We start from the raw sequence: 24,381 nt of genomic DNA, 5'->3' as shown, positions 1-24,381 counted from the left end.
CGCGCTCCTCAAGCTTCAGCGTTGGCTTTGATCAGGCGGTCGTACGCGTCCTGATCCAACAGTTTAGCCACCGCCTCGGCGTCGGCCGGTTTAAAGCGGAAAAACCAACCTTCGCCCATTGGGTCTTCGTTGACCAGTTCCGGGCTGCCATCGAGTTTGTCGTTCACTTCGAGCACTTCACCGTCCAACGGCATGTACACGCCGCTGGCGGCTTTTACGGACTCGACGGTGGACGCTTCGGCGCCCTTATCGTAAGCCTGCAACTCCGGCAGTTGCACGAAAACCACATCACCCAGCGCGTTCTGCGCGAAAGCGGTGATACCCACGGTGACGCTGCCGTCGGCTTCGGCGCGCAGCCATTCGTGATCTTCAGTGAAACGCAACTCGCTCATGGAAACTCCTCGGGGCCAGATTCGTCTGGTGGACGGGATTGGAATAATGGGGAGTTACTTAGCAATATCGCGGCCAAGCTTGTTAAAGCCTTGTAAATCAATGGCTTAATAAAAATGGTCATGACGATATGGAATTCGGCTGTAGCGATTTCGCTACACTCCGACGCGCGAAAAAAAGCCTATGCGGATCAAAGCCTTGCATGGCGAGAAAAAAACAAGGTTGTAGCGATATCGTTCCACTGTAGCGCTTTCAGTACAGCCGATGTCGTTCTCAGACCAAATTTTGAAATACGGTCCTGTGGGAGCTGGGTTTGTTCAGTCAGGGTTTGTTGGGAATGCCGTACTTGCGCAGGCGATGGGCAATCGCCGTGTGGGAAGTCTGCAAGCGGCTGGCCAGTTGGCGCGTCGAGGGGTAGCTGCTGTAGAGCTTTTCCAGCAGGCTGCGCTCGAAATCTTCCATGGCCTGTTCCAGGCTGTCGACTTCACCGTCGCCCTGGCGCGCGACTGACGTGCCGGCGATGTCGAGGTCGCCAATGTCCACCAGGCTGCTTTCACAGATGGCGGCGGCGCGGAAGATCACGTTTTGCAACTGGCGCACATTGCCCGGCCAGCGGTTGCCCAACAGCGCCGGGTAAGTGCCGGGCGCCAGGCGGCAGACCGGACGCTGGATCTGCGCACAAGCCTGCTGCATGAAATAGCGCGCCAGCAGCAGGATGTCCTGGCCGCGTTCGCGCAGCGGCGGTACTTCGACGTTGAGCACATTGAGGCGGTAGAACAAGTCTTCGCGAAAGGTGCCCTCGCTGACCATCTTTTCCAGGTCGCGGTGGGTGGCGCTGAGGATGCGCACATTGACCTTCACTTCACGGTCGCCACCGACGCGACGGAAGCTGCCGTCATTGAGAAAACGCAGCAGCTTGGCCTGCAGGTACGGCGACATCTCACCGATCTCATCCAGGAACACCGTGCCCTGGTTGGCCAACTCCATCAGCCCCGGCTTGCCGCCGCGCTGCGCGCCGGTAAAGGCGCCCGGTGCATAACCGAACAGCTCACTTTCGGCGAGGTTTTCCGGCAGCGCCGCGCAGTTCAATGCCAAAAAGGGCGCGCTGTGACGCGCGCTGATGGCGTGGCAGGCACGTGCCACCAGCTCCTTGCCGGTGCCGGTTTCGCCTTGAATCAATAACGGTGCATCCAATGCCGCCACCCGCTGCGCGCGCGCCTTGAGCGTACGGATGACAGGGGATTCGCCGAGCAGCGCATCAAACCCTTCGGCATGGTCGTGGTGCAGCGCCGACAGTTGTTCGCCGATACGGTTGGGTGGGTAGAGGGTGAGCAGGGCGCCGGCGTCGGTGATCGGCGTGGCGTCCAGCAGCAAGGTCTGGCCGTTGACGCTGATCTCACGCAGCGGCAGGCGAAAGCCGTGTTCGAGCAACGTGTCCAACAGCGTCGGGTCGTTGAACAGCTCGCTGATGCTTTCCCCTGCCGGTTCGCGGCCATACAGGGCGATCAGTGCCGGGTTGGCCAACAGAATCTTGCCCGCGCTGTCCAGGGCCAGCACCGGGTCGGTCATGGCGGCCAGCAGGGCATCGAGTTGCAGGTGGCGGCGTTGACCGGGGAGGATATCCACCACCGTGACCGCCTGTACGCCGTGCACGCTGAAGAGGGCGTCGCGCAGCTCTTCCAGCACCTCGGCGCTCAGGGTTGGCGCATCGATGTAGACGTTGGGCGGCACCATTTCTACCGCATCCAGGTTGAGATTACGCCCACCGAGCAAGGCCAGGACTTCCTGGGTGATGCCGACGCGGTCGATGAAGCTGACGTGGATACGCATGGGGCGGATCTTGATTCTAGAGTGCGGAGGGTGGCCAGTATGCCTTGGAGATGATGGAGATCAAAATGTGGGAGCGGGCTTGCTCGCGAATGCGTTGGGTCAGTCGATAAATTAAGTGACTGACACTCCGTCTTCGCGAGCAAGCCCGCTCCCACAGGGGATTTGCGTCGTTCTTACTCCAAATGTTCCGGCTTGACCGGATCACCCGACTTCACATCCAGTTGATGCCGCACATCCTCGAACATCAAGTCGTACTGCTTGTGCATCGAGCCGTTCAGCACCGCGACCTTGGGCATTCCATACTTCTGCGCAATGTTCATCGCATGCCGCGCAAAGTCGAACGCCTGGTCCTTGGGCAGGAAGAACTCTTCCTTGAGGTCCTTGCCCTGCACCGAGCCATGCAGCTTGAACAGCATCCCCTTGCCTTCCTTGGGGTCCTGGCTGACTTCATAGTCGATGCACAGGTTGTAGCTGTAGTCCTGGGCATTCAGTGCGTGACGTTCAACGTGCAAGTGACCCGGTTCAAAAGTGGCCATAGGCGTATCTCCTCTACTTCACAGATAGGTGATGCCAGGTTTTGCCGTACTGATGCGTGTACCGGCACTGCCCTGGACGATGGCTTCGATGTCCGAGAGTGAACCGATGACGGCGGTTTTGCCAGTCTGGCGGGCGAACTCGCAGGCGGCTTGGACCTTGGGGCCCATGGAGCCGGCGGCGAAGCCGAGTTTTTCCATTTCGTCAGGGTGGGCCTGGCCGATGGCTTTTTGGCTGGGCTTGCCGTAGTCGATGAAAGCGGCGTTGACGTCAGTGGCGATCACCAGCAAGTCGGCGTCCAGTTGCGCAGCCAGCAAGGATGAGCAGAGGTCTTTGTCGATCACCGCTTCGATGCCTTGGAGCTTGCCGTCTTCGCCGTACATTGTCGGGATGCCGCCACCGCCCGCACAGATCACGATGGCGCTTTTTTCCAGTAGCCATTTGATCGGGCGGATTTCAAAGATGCGTTTCGGCCGTGGGCTGGCGACCACGCGGCGGTATTTATCACCGTCTGGTGCAATCGCCCAGCCTTTTTCGGCGGCGAGCTTTTCCGCTTCGGCCTTGGAATACACCGGGCCGATGGGCTTGGTTGGGTTTTGGAACGCTGGGTCCTTGGCGTCGACTTCCACCTGGGTGAGCAAGGTGGCGAACGGCACTTCGAAGTCCAATAGATTGCCCAGTTCCTGCTCGATGATGTAGCCGATCATGCCTTCGGTCTCGGCGCCGAGCACGTCCAGTGGGTAGGGTGAAACCTGGGTGTAGGCCGCCGCCTGCAATGACAGCAGGCCGACTTGCGGGCCATTGCCGTGGGCGATCACCAGCTCGTTGCCGGCATGGATCTTGGCGATCTGCTCGGTGGCGATGCGGATGTTGGCGCGTTGGTTGTCCGCCGTCATGGGTTCACCACGGCGGAGCAGGGCGTTGCCGCCCAAGGCTACGACGATGCGCATACAGAGTGTCCTTCTGAAAGTTCTGATGAAGGAACGCGGTCAATGTGGGAGCCGGCTTGCCTGCGATAGCATCACCGCGGTCTGCTTGATGGACCGAGGTGCCTGCATCGCGGGCAAGCCCGGCTCCCACATTTGTCCTCATTGCCAACTTAAGGGTTAGATATCTGCCAACGCCGACACCAAGATCGCCTTGATGGTATGCATGCGGTTTTCCGCCTGCTCAAACGCGATGTTGGCCGGCGATTCAAACACCTCTTCAGTCACTTCCACGCCATTGGCCAGGTTCGGATAACGCGCGGCGATGTCCTTGCCGACCTTGGTTTCGCTGTTATGGAACGCCGGCAGGCAGTGCATGAACTTCACCCGCGGGTTGCCCGAGGCTTTCATCATCTTGGCGTTGACTTGGTACGGCAGCAGTTGCTCGATGCGCTCGTCCCACGCTTCCACCGGCTCACCCATCGACACCCAGATATCGGTGTGGATGAAATCCACGCCTTTCACGGCTTCTTTCGGGTCTTCGGTGATGGTGATGCGCGCGCCGCTTTCTTCGGCGAACGCCTGGCATTGCTTGATGAAATCTTCGTGCGGCCACAGGGCTTTCGGCGCGCCGATGCGTACGTCCATGCCCAGCTTGGCGCCGATCATCAGCAGCGAGTTGCCCATGTTGTAACGGGCATCGCCGAGGTAGGCGTAGCTGATGTCATGCAGTGGCTTGTCGCTGTGTTCGCGCATGGTCAGGGTGTCAGCGATCATTTGCGTGGGGTGGAATTCGGCGGTGAGTCCGTTGAACACCGGCACGCCGGCGAATTTGGCCAGCTCTTCGACGATTTCCTGCTCGAAGCCACGGTACTCAATGGCATCGAACATGCGCCCGAGCACACGGGCGGTGTCTTTCATGCTTTCTTTGTGGCCGATCTGCGATGAAACCGGATCGATATAGGTGACGTGGGCACCCTGGTCATGGGCCGCGACTTCGAAAGCGCAACGGGTGCGGGTCGAGGTTTTTTCGAAGATCAGCGCGATGTTCTTGCCTTTCAGGTGCGGACGCTCGGTGCCGGTGTATTTGGCGCGTTTGAGGTCGCGGGACAGGTCCAGCAAGTAGTTGAGCTCGCGGGTGGTGTGGTGCATCAGCGAGAGCAGGCTGCGGTTGCGCATGTTGAAAGCCATGATGGATCTCCTTAATAGTCGATTGGGTCGCGGATGATCGGGCAGGTCATGCAGTGGCCGCCGCCACGGCCGCGGCCGAGCTCACCGGCGCTGATGGTGATGACTTCCACACCGGCCTTGCGCAGCAGGGTGTTGGTGTAGGTGTTGCGGTCGTAACCGATCACCACGCCAGGCTCCACGGCGACCACATTGTTGCCGTCGTCCCACTGCTCGCGTTCGGCGGCGAAGCTGTTGCCGCCGGTTTCAACCACACGCAGGGCCTTGAGGTTGAGCGCTGCGGCTACGGTCTCAAGGAAGTTGGTTTTCTCGCGTTGGATGTCGATACCGTGCGGCTTGCTTTCGTCAGGGCGCAGGGTGAACGGCACAATCTGGTTGACCACTTCGGGGAAGATGGTGACCAGGTCGCGGTCGCAGAAGCTGAACACGGTATCCAAGTGCATCGCCGCGCGGGATTTCGGCAGGCCGGCAACGATCACGCGTTCCACGGCTTTGTTTTTGAACAGGTTGCGCGCCAATTGGCCGATGGCTTGGTGGGACGAGCGTTCGCCCATACCGATCAAGACCACGCCATTGCCGATCGGCATCACGTCGCCGCCTTCCAGCGTGGCGGCACCGTGTTCCTGGTCGGGGTCGCCGTACCAGATCTGGAAGTCCGCGTTGGTGAACTCAGGGTGGAACTTATAGATGGCGCTGGCCAACAGAGTTTCCTGACGTCGCGCCGGCCAGTACATCGGGTTCAGCGTCACACCGCCGTAGATCCAGCAGGTGGTGTCACGGGTGAACTGGGTGTTGGGCAGCGGGGGCAGGATGAAGCTGGCGTGGCCGAGGAAGTCGCGGAACATCTCGATGGTTTTGCCACCAAAGCTGCTCGGCAGGTCATCCGCCGATACGCCGCCGATCAGGAACTCAGCGGTCTTGCGCGGCTCCAGGCTGCGCAGCCAGGAGCTGACTTCATCAACCAGGCCCAGGCCAACCGTGTTGGAGGTGATCTTGCGCGCCAGGATCCAGTCGAGCGCTTCAGGGATGGCAACGATGTCGGTCAGCAGGTTGTGCATTTCCAGCACATCAATGTCCCGCTCGCGCATCTTGGTCACGAAGTCGAAATGGTCGCGCTTGGCCTGGGCCACCCACAACACGTCATCGAACAGCAGTTCATCGCAGTTGTTGGGCGTCAGCCGCTGGTGGGCCAAGCCTGGGGAGCACACCATGACTTTGCGCAGTTTGCCGGCTTCGGAATGTACGCCGTATTTCACTTTTTCCGTGGTCATTACACATCCTCCAGAGAATACAATTACAGAGTCAGGAAGCCGTCGTAGAGCCCATATGCCGCCACCAGGGCGCCAATGACCACTGCGGCGAAAATCAGCTTCTCGACGTGGGTGAAAATCGGTTTGCCCAGTTCACGCTTGGCTTTGGCGAACAGGATCGCGCCAGGGGCGTAGAGCAGGGCGGAGAGCAGCAGGTATTTGGTGCCGCCGGCGTAGAGCAGCCAGATCGCGTAGATCAGGGCGACAGCGCCAATGAACAGGTCTTTCTTGCGTTCGGCCAGGGCGGTTTCGTAGGTTTCGCCGCGCACTGCCAACAGCAGGGCGTAGGCCGCCGACCACAGGTAAGGCACCAGGATCATCGAGGTGGCGAGGTAGATGAGCGACAGGTAAGTGCTGGCGGAAAACAGCGTGATCACCAGGAAAACCTGCACCATCGCGTTAGTCAGCCACAGGGCATTGACCGGCACGTGGTTGGCGTTTTCCTTGCGCAGGAACTCCGGCATGGTGTGGTCCTTGGCGGCGGCGAACATGATCTCCGCACACAGCAGCACCCACGACAGCAACGCCCCGAGCAGCGAGATGATCAAGCCGACGCTGATCAGCACCGCGCCCCAGTGACCCACCACATGCTCCAGCACGGCGGCCATCGACGGGTTCTGCAGCTTGGCCAGTTCTGGCTGAGTCATGATCCCCAGGGACAGTACGTTCACCAGCATCAGGAACAGGAGCACCGTGATGAAACCAATCACGGTGGCCTTGCCCACGTCGGAACGTTTTTCCGCACGGGAGGAGAAAATGCTCGCGCCTTCGATGCCGATGAACACCCACACGGTGACCAGCATCATGTTGCGCACCTGGTTCATCACACTGCCCAGGTCCGGGTTTTTCACGCCCCAGATGTCCGCGGTGAAGATGTCCAGCTTGAACGCGAACACTGCGATCAACACGAACAGCACCAGCGGCACGACCTTGGCGACGGTGGTCACCAGGTTGATGAACGCCGCTTCCTTGATTCCGCGCAGTACCAGGAAATGTACGGCCCACAGCAGTACCGACGCACCGATCACTGCGGCCGGCGTATTGCCTTCGCCAAAGATCGGGAAGAAGTAGCCGAGGGTGCTGAACAGCAACACGAAGTAACCGACGTTGCCCAGCCAGGCGCTGATCCAGTAGCCCCAGGCGGAGGAGAACCCCATGTAGTCGCCGAAACCGGCCTTGGCATAGGCGTACACCCCACCGTCGAGGTCGGGCTTGCGGTTGGCGAGAGTTTGGAAGACAAACGCGAGGGTCAGCATGCCGATGGCGGTAATCACCCAACCAATCAACACCGCACCGACATCGGCGCTGGCGGCCATGTTTTGCGGCAGTGAGAAGATCCCGCCACCAATCATTGAACCGACGACAAGTGCAACCAGCGCGCCTAATCGAAGTTTTCCGGGAGATTCAGACATTGCATAACTCCAATGCAGGAGAAGAGAGACCACAGAATAATTCCGTGCGCTAATCAATCAGCTGACTCAGATCACTTCATTGGCACATTCCATTGTGAATTAATAACTTGGGGTGGAAAGCCTCAGGCGATATTTTTCCGCGCAAAGACGCTCTCCAGAGCGGCCCCTGCGTTTTGGTTAATCATTTAGTGTTGCGTAAGGACGTTTGAAACTAGACTGTTTTCTCGATTATGCAAACTTTTCGAAAATGCGACAGCAAGTAGCTTGGAAGCGACAACGTATTTGCCGTATTTAAATTATAAATAAGCTCAATCATACAAGCCGCCATGCCGTTGGGTTATGAGTGTGTTGTTTTTATCGCGGTCTCTAATAAACGTTATACTCGCTGAGTTAATTAGTTGAGTTTACGGCTGTCAGCTCAAGCTGTTATTTGTTCAGGAGTCCACATGTCCCAGCCGGCCCAGAAACTTCGACTCAGTGCTTTGATTGCCTTGGTAGTGGGCTCGATGATCGGTGGTGGGATCTTCTCCCTACCGCAAAACATGGCCGCGCGCGCCGAGGTTGGTGCCGTATTGATCGGCTGGGCGATCACCGCCGTCGGCATGCTGACCCTTGCCTTTGTGTTCCAGACCCTGGCCAATCGCAAACCCGATCTGGACTCGGGGGTGTACGCCTACGCCAAGGCGGGTTTTGGCGATTACATGGGGTTCTCGTCTGCCTGGGGCTATTGGATCAGCGCGTGGATGGGCAACGTCGGCTACTTCGTGTTGTTGTTCAGCACCCTGGGTTACTTTTTTCCGGTGTTTGGCCAGGGCAACACGCCGGTGGCCATCGGCTGTGCGTCACTGCTGCTGTGGGCAGTGCATTTCCTGGTGATGCGCGGAATCAAGGAGGCGGCGTTCATCAACCAGATCACCACGGTGGCCAAGATCGTGCCGTTGCTGATGTTCATCGTGATCGCTGCCGTAGCGTTCAAGGCAGATATTTTCACCCGGGATATCTGGGGCCTGGGCAATCCGGACATCGGCAATGTGGTGGACCAGGTGCGCAACATGATGCTGGTCACCGTGTTTGTGTTTATCGGCATCGAAGGCGCCAGCGTGTATTCGGCGCGCGCCGAGAAACGCTCGGACGTGGGCCGCGCCACGCTGATTGGTTTCCTTGGCGTGCTGGCGTTGCTGGTGCTGGTGAATGTGCTGTCCTTGGGAATCATGAGCCAGCCGGAGCTCGCGCAGTTGCAAAACCCGTCCCTGGCCGGTGTGCTGGAGCACATCGTCGGGCCCTGGGGGGCGATGGCAATCAGCATTGGCCTGGCGGTATCGCTGCTCGGCGCCTTACTGTCCTGGGCGCTGCTCTGCGCGGAAATCCTTTACGCCACCGCCCATGACAAGACCATGCCGGCCTTCCTGAAAAAGGAAAATGCCAACCAGGTGCCGGTCAACGCGCTCTGGCTGACCAATGTGATGATCCAGGCCTTCCTGGTGATCACGCTGTTTTCCCACAGCACCTACACCACGCTGATTTACCTGGCCTCATCGATGATCCTGGTGCCTTACCTATGGTCGGCGGCCTATGCCGTGCTATTGAGCGGACGCGGCGAAACCTACGAAGGCGCTCACGGCCAGCGCATGAAAGACTTGCTGGTGGGCTTGATCGCCCTCGGCTATGCGGTGTGGCTGCTCTACGCTGGCGGCTTGAAGTACCTGCTGCTGTCGGCGCTGCTGTATGCACCGGGCGTGATCCTGTTTGCCCTCGCCAAGCGTGAGCAGGGCCAGCCCCTGTTTACCCACTTGGAAAAAGGCATTTTCAGCTGCGTGATCGCAGGCGCCGGGTTGGCGGCGTATGGGTTGTATAGCGGGGTGTTGTCGCTGTGAGACTGGCGTATCAGCCGCCTTATGACTGGGCGGCGATGGTGGGTTTTCTATCGGCGCGCGCTATCGCTGGGATGGAGACGGTCGAAGCCGGCCTGTACCGGCGCAGTATCAGCGTGAGCGGCCAGCACGGCTGGATCAGCGTGACGCCGGGGGCTGGCGATTGGTTGGACGTGGGGGTGGAGTTTCCAGAGGCTGCGGCGCTGCCTGAGATCGAACGGCGCCTGCGCAGGATGTTTGATCTGGATGCCCAGCCTCAGTTGATCAACGCGCAATTGGCGACGGACCCATTGATGGCGCAACTGGTTGCAGCGCGTCCCGGCCTGCGCGTGCCGGGCACTTGGGATGGCCTGGAACTGGCGATTCGGGCAGTGCTGGGCCAGCAGATCACGGTGGTGGCCGCGATTCGTTTGGCGGGCAAGCTGGTGGCGCAATACGGTCAGCCGCTGGATACGCCGCACGCCGGTATCACGCATGTTTTTCCCACGCCCGAGGTATTGGCGGCGGCGGACCTGGCGACCCTGGGCATGCCCAAGGCGCGCGGGCGCACGTTGTCGGGTGTCGCACAAGCGTTGCTGGATGATCCTGAAGTGTTCGAACCCAAGGCCAGCCTCAAGGAAGGCGTGGCACGGCTGGTGGCCTTGCCGGGGATTGGCGATTGGACGGCGCAGTACATCGCGATGCGCCAGATGCGCGAGGCGGATGCGTTTGCGACGGGGGATATCGGCTTGATCAATGCGCTGGCAGCCTTGGAGGGTGGGCCGGTTTCGGCGCGGCAGTTGGGTGGGCGGGCTGAGGCTTGGCGGCCGCTCAGGGCTTATGCGGCGCAGCATTTGTGGACGTCGTTGCAACGGTCAGATTGATAGTGTCTGTACTGGCCTCATCGCAGGTCAGGTCACCACTGCGGCCGGTGCGACCCCAATTCCCCAGCCGCCAAATCCCACTGCAACGGCGTGCCGCTGAGGGTCAGCGGCGCCAACAACCGATGAGCCTGGCCCCAGGCTGTTTGCTCCGCCACCAAACCCTGATCGCTCAATTCCTCGGCACGCAACGCCGGTTGCTCCGGTACCTGTCCCGCCTCCACCAACAGCTTCGCCGTACGCGCCAACGACAACCGCGCCGAACCGCCACGCCCGGTTTTCAGCCGCTCACTCAATGCTTGAATCGCACTGGCCGCCATCAAATACCCGGTCGCGTGATCCAGCGCCTGCAACGGCAGCGGCACCGGTTTATCCGATTGTTTCCAGGCCATGCCCGCGTCGGCAATCCCGCTGCTCATTTGCACCAGGCTGTCGAAACCCCGGCGATTTCGCCACGGGCCGCTCCAGCCGTAGGCGTTGAGACTCACGTCGATCAGGCCGGGGGTGAGGGTTTGCAGTTCGTTGGCGGTGTAACCCAATTGCTCCAAGGCGTCGGCACGGTAGCCGTGGAACAGAATGTCGGCCTCCTTGAGCAGGCTTTCGAAAATCCGGCGGTCTTCGGGGGTCTTCAAGTCGAGACGGGCACAGCGTTTGCCGAGGGTCATTTCCGGTACTACGCCGGGTTCGTTCCAGGTCGGCGAGTCGATACGCAGCACGTCGGCGCCCAGGCCCGCGAGAAAACGACTGGCCACGGGGCCGGCCAGCACGCGAGTCAGGTCCAGCACCTTGATGCCCGCCAGTGGCCGCGTCACCGAGCCGAGCCAGGGTTTGTCGGCGCCGGTTTCAAAGGTCTGGCGCTGCACCAGGTCTTCAGCATTCACCGCCAACCCTTGCGGATGCCCTTGCCAGGCCTGCCAGGCACGCATCTGCGCCGCACAGCCACCTTCATCGACAATCGCCTGTTCCAGTTCAGCGGCGCTCCATGGGGCAACGCGGGCAGCCATCTCGGCACGGTCAGTGACGTTGCCCAACACTCGCTCGGCGGCGGCACGGTGATGGGGGGCGTTGGTGTGCAAGCGAATCCAGCCATCGGCGCTGGCATAGTCACCGGCTACCGGGTCCCACAGCGGCGGCACTTGCCAGCCCACCGGGCGAATCGAGGATGAAAACCAGAAAGAGGCGAGGCGCCGGTCCACGCTGATGCCGGGCAAGCGCCCGGTCTGTTGCTGGATCAACTGGGCCACGGCCTGGCCGGCAGCGCCGATACTGGCGCTGGCCAGCTCGGTCACGGCGAAGGTCGAGGGCAGGGCGCCGGCTTCGGTAAAGGTCAGGGGCGTTTGCGGTAGGTTGAGTGCAGCTTGGATGGGAGTCAGCAGGTCAGTCATCGAAGGCCCTCCGTAAGAGAAGGGCCACTATAAGAGATGATCAGCCCGGTGTGACAACCCCAGGCACCAACGGCAGGTCGATGCTGGCGATAAAGCCACCCTCTGCATGGTTGGCCAGAATCAGGCTGCCACCGTGGCGTTCGGCGGCGCGACGGGCAATCGCCAGGCCCAGGCCGTGGCCTTGTGCTGTTTGGCCGGGAGCGCGATAGAACGGTTCGCCCAACTGGCTCAAGTATTCGGCTTCAACGCCGGGGCCGTGGTCGCGCACGCTGATCAGGATGCGCTCGCCCAGGCGCTGGGCCTGCAACTCGATCGGCAATCCCGGCGGGTTAAAGCGCTGGGCATTGCGCAGCAAGTTATCCACAGCACGTTCGATCATGGTCGGCCAGCCCTTGAGGTGCAGGTCGGTGTCGGCGATCAGGTTCACTGCTTGGTCCGGCGCACCGAGTTGCGCGTCTTTCTGCAGGGTCTTGAGCAGTGGGTTGAGGTCGACGTCTTCGGCGCTGGCATTGTCGGCGTCGACGCGGGCCAATACCAGGATTTCGCTGATCAGCGCTTCCAGTCGATCGCATTCGCGGGTCAGGCGTGGCCAGAGTTTTTCCCGCTCTTCGGGGGTGGCGCGTTCGGCCAGGGCCAGGGCGATGCGCAAGCGGGCCAGGGGCGAGCGCAGTTCGTGGGACACGTCCCGCAGCAATTGGCGCTGACTGCCGATCAGGCTTTGCAGGCGTGCGCCCATGCGGTTGAAGTCGGTGGCCAACACGCCGAACTCATCGCGCCGGTTAGCCAGTTGCGCCAAGCTGTTTTGCTGGTAGGTGGCCTGGCCGAGGTCATGCACTGCACCGCGCAGACGGCTGAGCGGGCGAGTGATGGACAACGTCACCAGCAGGCTGAACAGGGTCAGCACTATCAGCGCAATCACCAGTGCACTCAACGGCCACGTCAGGCTACTGCGGTGCCATTCGTCCAGTTCCGGGTGCGGGATGCGGTAGATCAACAGGTAGGTGTCGCCGGTTTTTTCGCTGGTGTATTCGGCAGTCAGGCGGCGCCAGGGCAGGTGGCCGTCCTGGCTGTCATTCTGGCGGGCTTCGAAAGCGGCGGCGCGACGTGGGAAAGTACCGCGCACCACCGGGTCGCCACTTTCGTTGAGCACTTGCACGTCGATGTGGTACTGGCGTTTGCGCTGTTGCAGCAGATCCTGCGCAGCCTCCTCACCCTGGGCTTCGTAGAGTTGGGTCCACTCTTGCGCCAGGTTATTGAGGCCGGGGTGACGGCTGAGAATCCAGGCATCTTGATTGAGCATGTGCCCAATCAGGATCGACAACCCGGCAACCAGGGCGATGGCCAGCCAGAAACTGGCCAGGATGCGCCAGAACAATGAACGCACAGGAAACCCTCAAACAGGAAAAGCCCAGTGGCGGGGGCCACTGGGCTGGGAACGTTAACGCGAGGGCATTATTGCGCTTTTTGCGGTTGTTGCGCTTTCCAGGCTTGGAATTCCTTCCATTCGGCACGACGCTGTTCTTGCTTCTTGACGATCTCGTCGAACTTTTTCTGCTGGTCAGGCTTGAGTACCGCGCGGATATCGGCCTGGGTTTTCTGCTTGCCGGCGGCGATTTCGTCCTGCATGGCTTTCTGGTCAGCGGCTGGCAGTTTGTCCAAGTACTTCTTGGTCAGGTCTTTGCGAGCGTGCCATTGGTCGCCCATCAGTTTGCCGATTTGCTGGCGCTGTTCCTTGCTCAGGTCCAGCTGGCTGAAGGGGCCGCCTTTGCCACGCGGACCGTGTTCACCGCCGTGGCCCGGGCCACCCATCATGTGACCTTCCGGGCCACCCATCGGCCCTGGGCCTGGGCCTGGGCCTTCTGGCATTGCTGCCATGGCAACGGTCGGCAGGGCAGCGGCGAACATCAAAGCGATAAGGGTCTTGCGCATGGTGATTCTCCTGTCTCTATTCCGGTGATTCCGGATGTGAGTAGATTACGGAGATCAAGGTCAGCGGCGGTCAGGTGTGGGTAAAGCTTCGGTAAAGAGGATTTTGTCGGTAACTGACAAAACTATCAGCGCTGGGTGTATCGCCTGTGGGAGCTGGTTTGCCTGCGATGGGATCGGCTCGGTATCACAGATGCACCGAGTCGATCCCATCGCAGCCTCGCTAAAGCTCGACAGCTCCCACAGGGTTAGCGCTTAGAGGCTGTAATAGTAACCACGGCTACGCAACGCCACGATCCGCGGCCGGCCATCCGGGTGCGGGCCGATCTTTTTGCGCAGGTTGCTGACGTGCATGTCCAGGCTGCGATCGTAAAGGGTCAACTTGCGGCCCAGGGCGATCTGCGCCAGTTCCTGTTTGTCCAGCGGCTCGCCGGGCTGGCGTAGCAGGGCTTCCAGCAGACGACTTTCGGAGACGGTGAGGGTGAATTCCTGTTCATCGATGCTGACCACGCCGCGCACCGGGCTGAAGCACAAGTCGCCCAGTTCCAGCTGTGAGGACACGGCGGCCGGGTGGCTGCGGCGCAGAACGGCGCGCAGGCGAGCGGTAAGCTCGCGTGGGTCGCAGGGTTTGGCCAGGTAATCGTCGGCGCCCAGTTCCAGGCCGAGGATGCGGTCCAGGGGTTCGCCGCGGGCCGAGAGCATCAGCACCGGCAGCTCCGGGTGGTCGTTGCGCAATTGCTTGAGCAGCTCCAGCCCGCTGCCGTCGGGCAGCATCACGTCGAGCACCACCGCTGCCGGGGCGCTGTCGGCCAAGGCTTTGCGGGCGCTCAAGCCGTCATGGCAGGCGCGCACCTGGAAGCCTTCCTGGCTCAGCCAACTGGTCAGCAGCTCGCAGAGCTCCTGGTCATCATCTATCAGTAACAGCTCGCTCATGACTCACTCAATTTAGCCATTGTCGACGGCGACGGTGCCCACCGCTGGCGAAGATCCCGCACAGCAGGGCGATCAGAGCGACGGCCCCTCCGGTGACAAACCATTGCTGTTGCTCGGTCAGCCAGCGGTTCAAGGCGCCGCCCTGTGAATCTTTGAGTTGCTGGGCCAGGCGTTGGTTCTCTTGGCGAAGGCGACTCAATTGGGCGCTTTCGCGGGAGGCATCCGCACTTTGCAGCTGCTTGCCCAGTTCTTCACGCTGGCGTTCGCTTTCTTTCAAACGTTGCTGCAACTCGGTGATCTGGGCGCCGGCACTCAGGGACAGGGGCGTGGAACTGCCGGTGTTCGAGGTTTCTTCAGCGTGGGCCGTAGCCCCGATCATTAACACTACCAACAGACACAACTGACGTAAGCGCATCGGAACTCCTGATTCCACACGAATATTCAGAACGTTGTCGGCAGGTTACCCAGAATAATGAGCAATTAGGAGCGCGCCGAACTGAAATGGTTCGGCGCGACCTGAGTCAAGGCAGGACTTGCTTGAACGGCTTGATCACGACGTCAGCGTAAACGCCTGCTGCAACATAAGGATCGGCCTTGGCCCAAGCCTGGGCATCGGCCAGGGAGGCGAACTCGGCGACGATCAGGCTACCGGTGAAACCGGCATCGCCCGGGTCATTGCTGTCCACTGCCGGATGCGGGCCGGCCAATACGATACGGCCTTCGGCTTGCAGCTGTTTGAGGCGCTCGACGTGAGCCGGGCGCACGGAAAGGCGCTTTTCCAGCGAGTTGGCAACGTCGGTAGCAATGATGGCGTAGAGCATGTCAGTCCTCGGTTTTTGGCGTGGTAGGGTCGGTGTCATGCAGATGGCGCGACAGGTAAATACCCTGGGCAACCAGGAACAGCACGGTCATGCCAAGGCTGCCGAAGACTTTGAAGTCGACCCAGTAGTCCTGGAAGGTGAACGCCACGAACAGGTTGGCAGCACCGCAGAACAGGAAAAACACGATCCAGGCCACGTTCAAACGCACCCACACCGGCTCCGGGAGGGTCAGCGCATGGCCCATGATTCGCTTGATCAGCAGGCGGTCACCGATGAAGTGGCTGCCGATGAACGCCAGGGCGAACAGCCAGTTCACCACCGGGGCTTTCCATTTAAGGAAGGTTTCACTGTGGAAGGCCAGGGTCAGGCTGCCGAAGACCAGGCACGCGACTAAAGTCAGCCATTGGCTTTTTTCCAGTTTGCGCTGGGAGATGAAGAGGGCGCCGTAGACCACGAGGGAACTGATGATAAGCACGGCGGTGGCGCTGTAGATGCCCCCGAACGTCAGCTCATGGCCGGCCAGATCAATGACCCTGGGGTCGAGTTTGTAAACGATGAAAAACAGCAACAGCGGGATGAAGTCGATGAATTGTTTCACAGTAAGAGCCAGAAGCTGGATGTGGCGGCATAATAACAAACATCCTTGGTAGCGAAAGCGCCAGCTGACTTGAGGTTACAAAGCCCCGTGAATGTTGATTTGCACTGCCACAGCACGGCCTCCGACGGCGCCCTGGCGCCTGCGGTACTGGTTGCGCGTGCGTTTGAAAAAGGCGTGCGAGTCCTTTCGTTGACCGACCACGACACCCTCGAAGGGCTGGACGAAGCCCGCGAAACCGCGCACGCGCTGGGCATGCAGCTGGTCAACGGCGTGGAATTGTCCTGCACCTGGGGCGGCGCCACCATTCATGTGCTTGGCTACGGGTTTGATCAGAAAGCCCCGGCACTGGTGCAGGCCATCGCTAATTTGCACGATGGCCGTTGGCTGCGGTCCGAAGAAATAAGCCGAAAACTCAGCCTTAAAGGCATGCCCAATGCCCTCGACGGCGCCCGCGCCATCCAGCAGGAACTGGGCGACAGCGGCAACGCACCGGCCCGGCCGCATTTTGCCGACTGGATGGTACGTGAAGGTTTTGTTAAAGACCGTGCCGAAGCCTTTCGCAAATGGCTGGGCGCCGGCAAGTTGGGGGATGTGAAGTTGCACTGGCCGACCCTGGAAGACACCGTCGAGACCCTGCGCGCCTCCGGGGCCTGGGTCAGCCTGGCGCACCCTTGGCATTACGATTTCACCCGCAGCAAGCGCCGCAAGCTGATCAGCGACTATATTGGTGCGGGTGGTCACGCGATTGAAGTGGTCAACGGGCATCAACCCGCCGAACAGGTGGGCAGCCTGGCGATTCTTGCTCGCGAATTTGGTCTGCTGGTCAGTGCCGGCAGTGACTTTCATGGCCCAGGCGGCTGGTCCGAGATCGGCGAGTATCGCCAGGTCCCGGAGGATTTGCCGCTCTTGTGGGGGCGATTCAAGCATGACCCCATTATTGCCACCGTCTGAACAGGTAGAACACGTGAGTCAATTTTTCCAGATTCATCCGGAAAACCCCCAGGCGCGCCTGATCAAACAGGCCGTCGAGATCATTCGCGCCGGCGGCGTGGTGATCTACCCAACGGATTCGTCCTACGCTATTGGTTGCCAGATCGGCGACAAGGGCGCGGTAGAGCGTGTAAGACGCCTGCGTGACCTGGACAAGAACCACAACTTTGCGCTGATCTGCAGCGACTTGTCCCAACTGGGGCTGTTCGCCAAGGTCGACACCGGCACCTTCCGCCTGCTCAAGGCTCACACGCCTGGACCCTACACCTTCATTCTCAACGCCACCCGCGAAGTGCCGCGCCTGCTGCTGCACCCGAAGAAACGTACCATCGGTCTGCGCGTGCCGGAGCATCCGATTGCCCTGGCGCTGCTGGCCGAGCTGGGTGAGCCACTGATGAGCGTGTCGTTGATCATGCCCGGCGACAGCGAACCGCTGGAAGACCCGTACGAAATGCGCCAGCTCCTGGAAAAACAGGTGGACCTGATCATCGACGGCGGCTTCGGCGGTGGCAAAGCCTCTACGGTGATCAACCTGGCCGACGGCGAACCCGAGGTCATCCGTGTGGGTTGCGGCGACCCTGCTCCATTTATGGTTGAGGCCTGAATGTCGTCTGTGGAAACCGTCGACAGCCAGGCCGGCGCCCAGCAGGAACTGCCATTTGCAATGGTGTACGGCCAGGCCGTGCTGGAAATGCCGCTGGACTTGTACATCCCGCCGGACGCCCTGGAAGTCTTCCTTGAAGCCTTCGAAGGCCCGCTGGACTTGCTGCTCTACCTGATCCGCAAGCAGAACATCAACATCCTCGACATCCCGGTGGCGGAAATCACCCGTCAGTACATGGGCTATGTAGAGTTGATGCAGTCGGTGCGCCTGGAACTGGCCGCCGAGTACCTGGTGATGGCCGCCATGCTTGCCGAGATTAAGTCGCGCATGCTGCTGCCGCGCTCGGAGACGGTTGAGGCCGAAGAAGACGACCCGCGCGCCGAACTGATCCGTCGCCTGCAAGAGTACGAGCGCTTCAAGGCGGCCGCCGAAGGTATCGATGGCTTGAGCCGGGTGGGCCGCGACGTGGTCGTGCCCAAACTCGACGCGCCCGAGGCCCGCGCGCGCAAGTTGCTGCCGGACGTGAGCCTGGAAGAATTATTGATGTCCATGGCCGAGGTACTGCGCCGTGGCGATATGTTTGAAAGCCACCAGGTCAGCCGCGAAGCGTTGTCGACCCGCGAGCGCATGAGCGATGTGCTGGATCGCCTCAAAGGTGGCGGGTTTGTGCCTTTTGTCGAACTGTTTACGAAAGAAGAAGGGCGCCTGGGGGTGGTGGTGACTTTTATGGCGATCCTTGAATTGGTCAAGGAATCCTTGGTCGAGCTGGTCCAGAATGAGCCTTTTGCGGCTATCCACGTGCGGGCGCGAGCCGAATAAAGAGCTGAATCGATGAATCTGACTGAACCCCGCGAACTGGCGCCGCTGCTGGAGGCCTTTCTCCTGGCCTCGGGTAAACCGCAATCCCTGGAGCGCTTGTTCGAACTCTTTGAAGAAGCCGAGCGCCCTGAGCCGCCGGTGTTCAAGAAGGCGCTGGAGATATTGCGCAAATCCTGCGACGGCCGTGCCTTTGAACTGCGCGAGGTGGCGTCGGGTTATCGCCTGCAGATCCGTGAGAAGTTTTCCCCGTGGGTTGGGCGTTTGTGGGAAGAGCGCCCGCAACGTTATTCGCGGGCAATGCTGGAAACCATGGCGCTGATCGCCTACCGCCAGCCCATCACCCGGGGCGAGATCGAGGACGTACGTGGCGTGGCGGTCAACAGCCATATCGTCAAGACCTTGCTGGAGCGCGAGTGGATCCGCATCGTTGGCTACCGTGACGTTCCCGGCAAACCGGCGATGTTTGCCACCACCAAGGTGTTCCTCGACCACTTTAACCTGAAAAACCTCGACGACCTGCCGCCGCTCGCCGAACTGCGCGAAATGGAACCCGACCCGGTGCTGGACTTCGACGACGCCCCCGTGCCCGCCAGCCTGCAAGAGTTGGCGGATGCCAGCGCCGAGCCGGAAGAACCGAAGGACGAGACCAGTTTCCACACGTTGTTGCTTGAGCTGGACGACATGGAGCAGGGCATCAAGACCGACTTCGACGACCTGTTGCGTGATGGCGCGGCAGAGCCTGAAGCCCAAGTGAACGTGGACGTTGAGCCCGAGGTCGAACCTGAATCCGAGCCTGAGCCCGAAGAAGATGTCCTCGGCGTGGCCGAAGCCCGCGAGAAACTCCTGGCCGCCGTCGCCGCCCTCGAACAGCCGCCGCTGAGCGACGAAGAAGACGAAGCCAGGGCCCTGGCCGAAGCCATCGAGAACGAGCGCCGCGAGTTTGAAGACTAACGCGATCCGCCAGGCCCGCTCCCACATTTGATTATTGTTGCCAGGGAGAAATCATATGAGTTCAACCAAAGACCCCTGCATCAGCGTCTGCAAATTCAGCGACGACATCTGCCTTGGCTGTGGCCGCAACAAGCGCGAAATCCGTGCCTGGAAGAAACTCGACAAGGTCGACAAGCGCACAGTGTTGGCCGAGGCCGAGCTCCGATTGCTGGCCCTGGGCGCCACCGGTCGGCGGAAAAGCAAATGACTTGGGCCATATCGACTAGTCTCTGATGCGCAACGCGCGTCATGCGCGTATGATTCGCGACCCTTTGCCGAGCTATTCGGCCAAAGCCCCGCTTTCAACACTCTTCAGGCCACGCCTGAATCGACCCACCGGGAGGTGCTTAAGATGAACGACAAAGACCAGAACGACAGCCAGGAAATCGGCCCAGCAGGTGAAAAACTGCAAAAGGTGCTGGCGCGTATCGGCGTGGGCTCGCGCCGCGACGTCGAAGCCTGGATCACCCAGAAGCGCATCAAGGTCAACGGCGTCGAGGCTACCCTCGGCCAGCGCGTCGACCTGCACGATGCAATCACCATTGATGGCAAGGTCATCAAGCGTGAAGAGGCCGCCGAATCGGTGCGCCGCGTGATCATGTACAACAAGCCCGATGGCGAGATCTGCACCCGTGACGACCCGGAAGGCCGTCCGACCGTGTTCGACAAGATGCCTAAGCCGAAAGAAGGCCGTTGGATCAACATCGGTCGTCTCGACATCAACACCACCGGCTTGCTGATGTTCACCACTGACGGTGAATTGGCCAACCGCCTGATGCACCCGTCCTACGAGATGGACCGCGAATACGCTGTGCGTGTGCGTGGCGAAGTCGATGACGAGATGATCGAGCGCTTGAAAGCCGGCGTGGTGCTGGAAGACGGCCCGGCCAAGTTCACCGATATCAAGCAGGCCCCAGGCGGCGAAGGTTTCAACCACTGGTACCACTGCGTGGTGATGGAAGGCCGTAACCGTGAAGTGCGTCGCCTGTGGGAATCCCAGGGCCTGGTGGTCAGCCGCCTGAAGCGCGTGCGTTTCGGCCCGGTGTTCTTGAACTCCGACCTGCCGATGGGCCGCTGGCGCGAAATGAGCCAGTACGAAGTCGACATCCTCAGCGCCGAAGTCGGCCTGACGCCAGTCGCGATGCCGCAGATGAACGCCAAGAGCAAAGACAAGCTTGAGCGTATGCAGCGTAAATCGTCGCGTCCGGTTGCTCGTACCGAGCGCGTTGCCCGCATCCTGCGCCCTGCGCTGAATGCACCGGCTACCGGCGGTCGTATTTCCCGTGAGCCGCAGATCGAAGGCGAGCGTCGTCCGACCGCGCCATCGCGCCAGGAAGGCGAGCGTGCTCCACGCACGCCGCGCCCAGCTCCGGCCGGTGGTCGCAGCAATCGCGGTGAAGCGGATCGCCCCGCCGACAACGCCAGCACCAAGCGTCCAGCCAAGCCGGCGGCAAATAAGCGCCCCGGCCCCAAACTGGTCGCGGACGAGCCGTCGGGCAAGCGCCGTGGCGCCCCGGCCGGTTCGGGTCAGCGTCCTGGTTTTGGTCGCAAGAAGCCGCAGTGATTTGCTAAGCGCTGCATAAAAAAACGCCAACCTTCGGGTTGGCGTTTTTTTTGGTCTGAATTTGAAATGCGTTCAACTGTGGGAGCTGGCTTGCCTGCGATGGCATCACTGCGGTCTGTCTGATAGACCGAGGTGTCTGCATCGCAGGCAAGCCAGCTCCCACATTTAGAGCCTCAGCGTTCATGAGGTCAGTGGTTAGAACGCAAACCTGCCATCAAACACCGGCTTGTCATCCAGCGCCAACACCCCGCTGGCAAAGATCAGGTCCAGGTGATGGCTGCCTTTCTGCCCACCCCCCAAGCCCAAATGCAACCCACAATGGCGCTCCTCAAACCCGGCATTGCGCGCATACAAATCCTTGACCCCTTCATTGGTCCCAATCCCTAATTCCTCCACGCGCCGGTTGGACGGGTTGGCATTCAGGTACTTGTTGAAGTCATCGGCCAACCCCGGCACCTCACTGGCTACGCTGCAGACGGTCGAGTTCTCGATCCACAGCTCCAGCGGTGATTGCAGCACGCCATATTTGCGTGCAAACGGGATGGTGCTGAGAAAGGTGCCGACAAACCGCACCTGGCCATTGATGGCTTCGCTGTGGGTCGCGATCTCGCCGGGTGCCAGGTCGTGGTTGCCGATGCCGTTGATATTGGTCCACTTCTTGATGCTGCTCAGCGGCGCCTCCAGCCGCGAGCCGTGCTTGTCGGTGAAGCTCAACACATTGGCCTGGGACATGCGTCGGATCAGTGTGGCGTTGAGGTCGGCGATGCGCTGCGGCTCGACGCTGAAGGTGTCGTAGAAATAGTCGCCGTAATCCTTGAACAGCAGGGATTTCTTCCAGTGCTCGGCCATCACGCCCTGCAGGGTGCGGATAAAGTCCGGGCCTTCGGCGCGTGGATTGGGCAAGGTGGAGGAATCGTAGAGGAACAGGTACAGGTCGCAGGTTTCGATGGCCTGGGCGAGTGTGTCGCTGGCCGCCAGGTCCAGGCGCTGCACCTGAAAGTTGAAGCGGGCGGCGCTGCTGTGGGTGATCGCCTGGGCAATGGCGTCGTAGCGCTCGGTATGGCCCAGTAACACGGTGGGACGATTCAGGCCGCTGAGGGCCGGGTGGTGCGCAAGGTAGTAGAGAAAGTGTTCGACGGCGCGGGCCTTGTCCATGACGTACATCCTATTGTGCCTTGGGTAAGGGTGGCAGGTGCCGTGCACAGCACCTGCCGGATACCTGCCGATTTTTAGAAAGGCCACATCGCGGTGCCGAACGGCACGACGGCATCGGCTTGCATCATTTTAACGGCGGCCTCATGGGTCGGCGCTTCAAACCAATCGTCGAGTTGCAGTTCGGTTTCCAGGTCGTTTTCCAGTGCTTGCATGGTGTATCTCCTAGAGGACGTTGTTTGAGAACGGCTTGCCAACGGGCTGCGCTGGGCAAGTGGAATGAACCTAGGAGAGCCTGTTTCAGAATGCAAAATATTTATTGACACGGTTCCAATTACACAATTTTTTCTATTTAGGGCCATTAGCTTTTTTTTCATAAAAAACAGCAGGCTGATCATGAGGATTTGTAAGAAGTTTCCCACCGCCAATTTTCCGTGAGTTCACGCCTGTAACGTAGATTTCCGCGCTGTAACGATTATTTGACGATAAAGTCGCGCGCTTGTTGAGCGGTGAAACTGTGTAAGAAATGCCTGACAGATCGTCGCATGCACCGTTGCGGGGCGGCCCCAAGCTGTCGAGCGGTGTACAATCCGCCGCGTTTTACTGTGACGCCCCTTGCGTACCCACGCAAAAGGCCAAGACCTCAGGGTTATCGACCCTGATCACTCCGCCCGGCCACGAGCCAGACGGGTTCGATTTCGTCACAGATAAAAATAAACAGGTGACGCATGACCGTTAGAAAGACGCTGTATTCCTGGTGCCTGCGCTGGGGTTTGAGCAGCGCTGCTTGAGTCGAGATTCAAGGCAGCAACGTGCATTCAACATCATCAAACCTTGCGTGAGACCCTTTTCATGAGTGGACCCCATTCCTCTTCAGGCGAGCTGAAACGCGGCTTGAAAAATCGGCATATCCAGTTGATCGCCCTCGGGGGCGCCATCGGCACCGGCCTGTTCCTGGGCTCTGCCGGGGTGCTCAAATCCGCCGGCCCTTCGATGATCCTGGGTTATGCCATCTGCGGCTTCATTGCCTTCATGATCATGCGCCAGCTCGGCGAAATGATCGTTGAAGAGCCGGTCGCCGGCTCCTTCAGTCACTTTGCCCACAAGTACTGGGGCGGTTTCGCTGGCTTCCTGTCGGGCTGGAACTGCTGGATCCTGTACATTTTGGTGGGCATGTCGGAGCTGACGGCTGTCGGCAAATACGTGCATTACTGGTGGCCGGAGATTCCGACCTGGGTCTCGGCGGCGGCGTTCTTCGTGCTGATCAACCTGATCAATCTGGCCAACGTCAAAGTCTTTGGTGAGGCTGAGTTCTGGTTCGCCATCATCAAGGTGGTGGCTATCGTCGGCATGATCGCCCTGGGCAGCTACATGCTGGTCAGCGGCAGCGGCGGGCCGCAGGCTTCGGTGACTAACCTATGGGCGCACGGTGGGTTCTTCCCTCACGGCGTCGGCGGTTTGGTGATGGCCATGGCGATCATCATGTTCTCCTTCGGTGGCCTGGAAATGCTTGGCTTCACTGCCGCCGAAGCGGACCAGCCACGCACTGTGATCCCGAAAGCGATCAACCAAGTGATCTACCGCATCCTGATTTTCTACATCGGTGCGCTGGTCGTGCTGTTGTCGCTGACACCGTGGGACAGCCTGCTGACAACCCTCAACGCCTCGGGCGATGCCTACAGCGGCAGCCCGTTCGTGCAGGTGTTCTCGATGCTAGGCAGCAACACCGCCGCGCATATTCTTAACTTCGTGGTCCTGACGGCGGCGCTGTCGGTGTACAACAGCGGCACTTACTGTAACAGCCGCATGCTGCTGGGTATGGCCGAACAGGGTGATGCGCCCAAAGCACTGGCGAAGATCGACAAGCGCGGCGTACCAGTGCGCTCTATCCTCGCCTCGGCGGCGATCACCCTGGTGGCGGTGTTGATGAACTACCTGATCCCGCAACACGCACTGGAACTGCTGATGTCTCTGGTCGTGGCGACGCTGGTGATCAACTGGGCGATGATCAGCTTCTCCCACTTCAAGTTCCGCCAGCAAATGAACCGCACCGGTCAGGTGCCGTTGTTCAAGGCGTTGTGGTACCCGTACGGCAACTATGTGTGCTTGGCGTTCGTGGTGTTTATCCTGGTGATCATGCTGATGATTCCAGGGATTCAGGTGTCGGTGTTCGCGATCCCGGTGTGGGTGGCGTTTATGGCGGTGTGCTACTGGATCAAGAATAAGCGCAGTGCCCGTGTGGTCGCGAGCACAACGCGGACAGTTTTGGAGTAGGACC

25 protein-coding genes are annotated in these 24,381 nt (G+C 60.3%); 9 read left to right on the top strand and 16 right to left on the bottom strand.

Annotated elements, in window-relative coordinates; translation table 11 throughout:
* Nucleotides 1-8: 8 nt before the first annotated feature.
* The 7 genes from gcvH to arcD (HU722_RS23320) all read right to left on the bottom strand — a co-directional run bounded on the left by gcvH (nucleotide 9) and on the right by arcD (HU722_RS23320) (nucleotide 7,590).
* On the bottom strand, nucleotides 9-392 hold the full coding sequence (gcvH, locus tag HU722_RS23350; RefSeq protein WP_032879722.1) for a glycine cleavage system protein GcvH: 384 nt from the start codon (nucleotides 390-392) through the stop codon (nucleotides 9-11).
* A 319-nt stretch (nucleotides 393-711) separates the two neighbouring features.
* Entirely contained in the window at nucleotides 712-2,220 is a 1,509-nt protein-coding gene (gcsR, locus tag HU722_RS23345) for a transcriptional regulator GcsR (protein WP_065873588.1), read from the bottom strand.
* A 173-nt stretch (nucleotides 2,221-2,393) separates the two neighbouring features.
* Nucleotides 2,394-2,756, bottom strand: a complete 363-nt coding sequence (locus HU722_RS23340; RefSeq protein WP_065873587.1) for a DUF5064 family protein — start codon at nucleotides 2,754-2,756, stop codon at nucleotides 2,394-2,396.
* 18 nt (nucleotides 2,757-2,774) lie between these two features.
* Nucleotides 2,775-3,704 carry a carbamate kinase gene (arcC, locus tag HU722_RS23335; RefSeq protein ID WP_065873586.1) on the bottom strand — a complete coding sequence of 310 codons (930 nt, stop codon included), beginning with the start codon at nucleotides 3,702-3,704 and terminating at the stop codon, nucleotides 2,775-2,777.
* A 156-nt stretch (nucleotides 3,705-3,860) separates the two neighbouring features.
* Nucleotides 3,861-4,871, bottom strand: a complete 1,011-nt coding sequence (locus HU722_RS23330) for an ornithine carbamoyltransferase (RefSeq protein WP_032890962.1) — start codon at nucleotides 4,869-4,871, stop codon at nucleotides 3,861-3,863.
* Nucleotides 4,872-4,882: 11 nt separating this feature from the next.
* Nucleotides 4,883-6,139 carry an arginine deiminase gene (gene arcA / locus HU722_RS23325; RefSeq protein ID WP_065881016.1) on the bottom strand — a complete coding sequence of 419 codons (1,257 nt, stop codon included), beginning with the start codon at nucleotides 6,137-6,139 and terminating at the stop codon, nucleotides 4,883-4,885.
* A 23-nt stretch (nucleotides 6,140-6,162) separates the two neighbouring features.
* Nucleotides 6,163-7,590: an arginine-ornithine antiporter gene (gene arcD / locus HU722_RS23320; protein WP_065873584.1), complete on the bottom strand. Its 1,428-nt coding sequence runs from the start codon at nucleotides 7,588-7,590 to the stop codon at nucleotides 6,163-6,165.
* A gap of 446 nt (nucleotides 7,591-8,036) precedes the next feature.
* Between arcD (HU722_RS23320) and arcD (HU722_RS23315) the strand changes: the two genes are divergently transcribed.
* Both arcD (HU722_RS23315) and HU722_RS23310 read left to right on the top strand, forming a co-directional pair.
* Nucleotides 8,037-9,464 (top strand): arginine-ornithine antiporter, encoded by a 1,428-nt coding sequence (gene arcD, locus HU722_RS23315; protein WP_065873583.1) that lies wholly within the window; start codon nucleotides 8,037-8,039, stop codon nucleotides 9,462-9,464.
* Nucleotides 9,461-10,324, top strand: a complete 864-nt coding sequence (locus HU722_RS23310) for a DNA-3-methyladenine glycosylase family protein (protein WP_065873582.1) — start codon at nucleotides 9,461-9,463, stop codon at nucleotides 10,322-10,324. Before arcD (HU722_RS23315) ends, HU722_RS23310 begins: the two co-directional genes overlap by 4 nt.
* Before the next feature lie 32 nt (nucleotides 10,325-10,356).
* Here HU722_RS23310 and HU722_RS23305 read toward each other — a convergent pair whose 3' ends face one another.
* The 7 genes from HU722_RS23305 to HU722_RS23275 form a co-directional block, all read right to left on the bottom strand.
* A complete protein-coding gene (locus HU722_RS23305) occupies nucleotides 10,357-11,706 on the bottom strand; it encodes a CoA transferase (RefSeq protein WP_065873581.1) in 1,350 nt (449 codons plus the stop codon).
* Nucleotides 11,707-11,746: 40 nt separating this feature from the next.
* The gene (locus HU722_RS23300) at nucleotides 11,747-13,090 is read right to left on the bottom strand and encodes a sensor histidine kinase (RefSeq protein ID WP_065873580.1); all 1,344 of its coding nucleotides are present in this window, start codon (nucleotides 13,088-13,090) and stop codon (nucleotides 11,747-11,749) included.
* Between the two features lie 68 nt (nucleotides 13,091-13,158).
* Nucleotides 13,159-13,635 carry an LTXXQ domain protein gene (locus HU722_RS23295; protein ID WP_065889933.1) on the bottom strand — a complete coding sequence of 159 codons (477 nt, stop codon included), beginning with the start codon at nucleotides 13,633-13,635 and terminating at the stop codon, nucleotides 13,159-13,161.
* 252 nt (nucleotides 13,636-13,887) lie between these two features.
* Nucleotides 13,888-14,565: a response regulator transcription factor gene (locus HU722_RS23290; protein ID WP_049711772.1), complete on the bottom strand. Its 678-nt coding sequence runs from the start codon at nucleotides 14,563-14,565 to the stop codon at nucleotides 13,888-13,890.
* 7 nt (nucleotides 14,566-14,572) lie between these two features.
* Nucleotides 14,573-14,980, bottom strand: a complete 408-nt coding sequence (locus tag HU722_RS23285) for an SH3 domain-containing protein (RefSeq protein WP_065873578.1) — start codon at nucleotides 14,978-14,980, stop codon at nucleotides 14,573-14,575.
* A 106-nt stretch (nucleotides 14,981-15,086) separates the two neighbouring features.
* A complete protein-coding gene (locus tag HU722_RS23280) occupies nucleotides 15,087-15,386 on the bottom strand; it encodes a YciI family protein (RefSeq protein ID WP_015885584.1) in 300 nt (99 codons plus the stop codon).
* Between the two features lies 1 nt (nucleotide 15,387).
* Nucleotides 15,388-15,984, bottom strand: a complete 597-nt coding sequence (locus HU722_RS23275; RefSeq protein WP_065873577.1) for a septation protein A — start codon at nucleotides 15,982-15,984, stop codon at nucleotides 15,388-15,390.
* An 87-nt stretch (nucleotides 15,985-16,071) separates the two neighbouring features.
* Between HU722_RS23275 and HU722_RS23270 the strand changes: the two genes are divergently transcribed.
* From HU722_RS23270 to rluB, 6 genes are all read left to right on the top strand, one after another.
* Complete coding sequence (locus HU722_RS23270) at nucleotides 16,072-16,935, top strand: PHP domain-containing protein (RefSeq protein WP_065873576.1); 864 nt, start codon at nucleotides 16,072-16,074, stop codon at nucleotides 16,933-16,935.
* Nucleotides 16,936-16,948: 13 nt separating this feature from the next.
* Nucleotides 16,949-17,578, top strand: coding sequence for an L-threonylcarbamoyladenylate synthase (locus tag HU722_RS23265; protein ID WP_065873575.1), 630 nt, complete (start codon nucleotides 16,949-16,951; stop codon nucleotides 17,576-17,578).
* Complete coding sequence (locus tag HU722_RS23260) at nucleotides 17,579-18,397, top strand: segregation and condensation protein A (protein ID WP_065881023.1); 819 nt, start codon at nucleotides 17,579-17,581, stop codon at nucleotides 18,395-18,397.
* Between the two features lie 12 nt (nucleotides 18,398-18,409).
* On the top strand, nucleotides 18,410-19,348 hold the full coding sequence (gene scpB / locus HU722_RS23255; RefSeq protein WP_065873573.1) for an SMC-Scp complex subunit ScpB: 939 nt from the start codon (nucleotides 18,410-18,412) through the stop codon (nucleotides 19,346-19,348).
* Between the two features lie 55 nt (nucleotides 19,349-19,403).
* Nucleotides 19,404-19,595 (top strand): DUF1289 domain-containing protein, encoded by a 192-nt coding sequence (locus tag HU722_RS23250; protein WP_065873572.1) that lies wholly within the window; start codon nucleotides 19,404-19,406, stop codon nucleotides 19,593-19,595.
* A 144-nt stretch (nucleotides 19,596-19,739) separates the two neighbouring features.
* Nucleotides 19,740-20,951: a 23S rRNA pseudouridine(2605) synthase RluB gene (rluB, locus tag HU722_RS23245; RefSeq protein ID WP_065889929.1), complete on the top strand. Its 1,212-nt coding sequence runs from the start codon at nucleotides 19,740-19,742 to the stop codon at nucleotides 20,949-20,951.
* A gap of 195 nt (nucleotides 20,952-21,146) precedes the next feature.
* Here rluB and HU722_RS23240 read toward each other — a convergent pair whose 3' ends face one another.
* Together HU722_RS23240 and HU722_RS23235 are read right to left on the bottom strand one after the other, a co-directional pair.
* Nucleotides 21,147-22,106 (bottom strand): M29 family metallopeptidase, encoded by a 960-nt coding sequence (locus tag HU722_RS23240; protein ID WP_065889927.1) that lies wholly within the window; start codon nucleotides 22,104-22,106, stop codon nucleotides 21,147-21,149.
* Nucleotides 22,107-22,180: 74 nt separating this feature from the next.
* Nucleotides 22,181-22,318, bottom strand: coding sequence for a hypothetical protein (locus HU722_RS23235; RefSeq protein ID WP_175403017.1), 138 nt, complete (start codon nucleotides 22,316-22,318; stop codon nucleotides 22,181-22,183).
* 637 nt (nucleotides 22,319-22,955) lie between these two features.
* Here HU722_RS23235 and HU722_RS23230 point away from each other — a divergent pair.
* Nucleotides 22,956-24,377 carry an amino acid permease gene (locus tag HU722_RS23230; RefSeq protein ID WP_065889924.1) on the top strand — a complete coding sequence of 474 codons (1,422 nt, stop codon included), beginning with the start codon at nucleotides 22,956-22,958 and terminating at the stop codon, nucleotides 24,375-24,377.
* Nucleotides 24,378-24,381 lie beyond the last annotated feature (4 nt).

Origin of the sequence: Pseudomonas tritici (genome assembly GCF_014268275.3) — a bacterium.
In the GTDB taxonomy this organism is placed as follows: Bacteria; Pseudomonadota; Gammaproteobacteria; order Pseudomonadales; family Pseudomonadaceae; genus Aquipseudomonas; species Aquipseudomonas tritici.
Note: the sequence above shows the minus strand (reverse complement) of the source record. Positions and strands in the feature narration are given on the sequence as shown.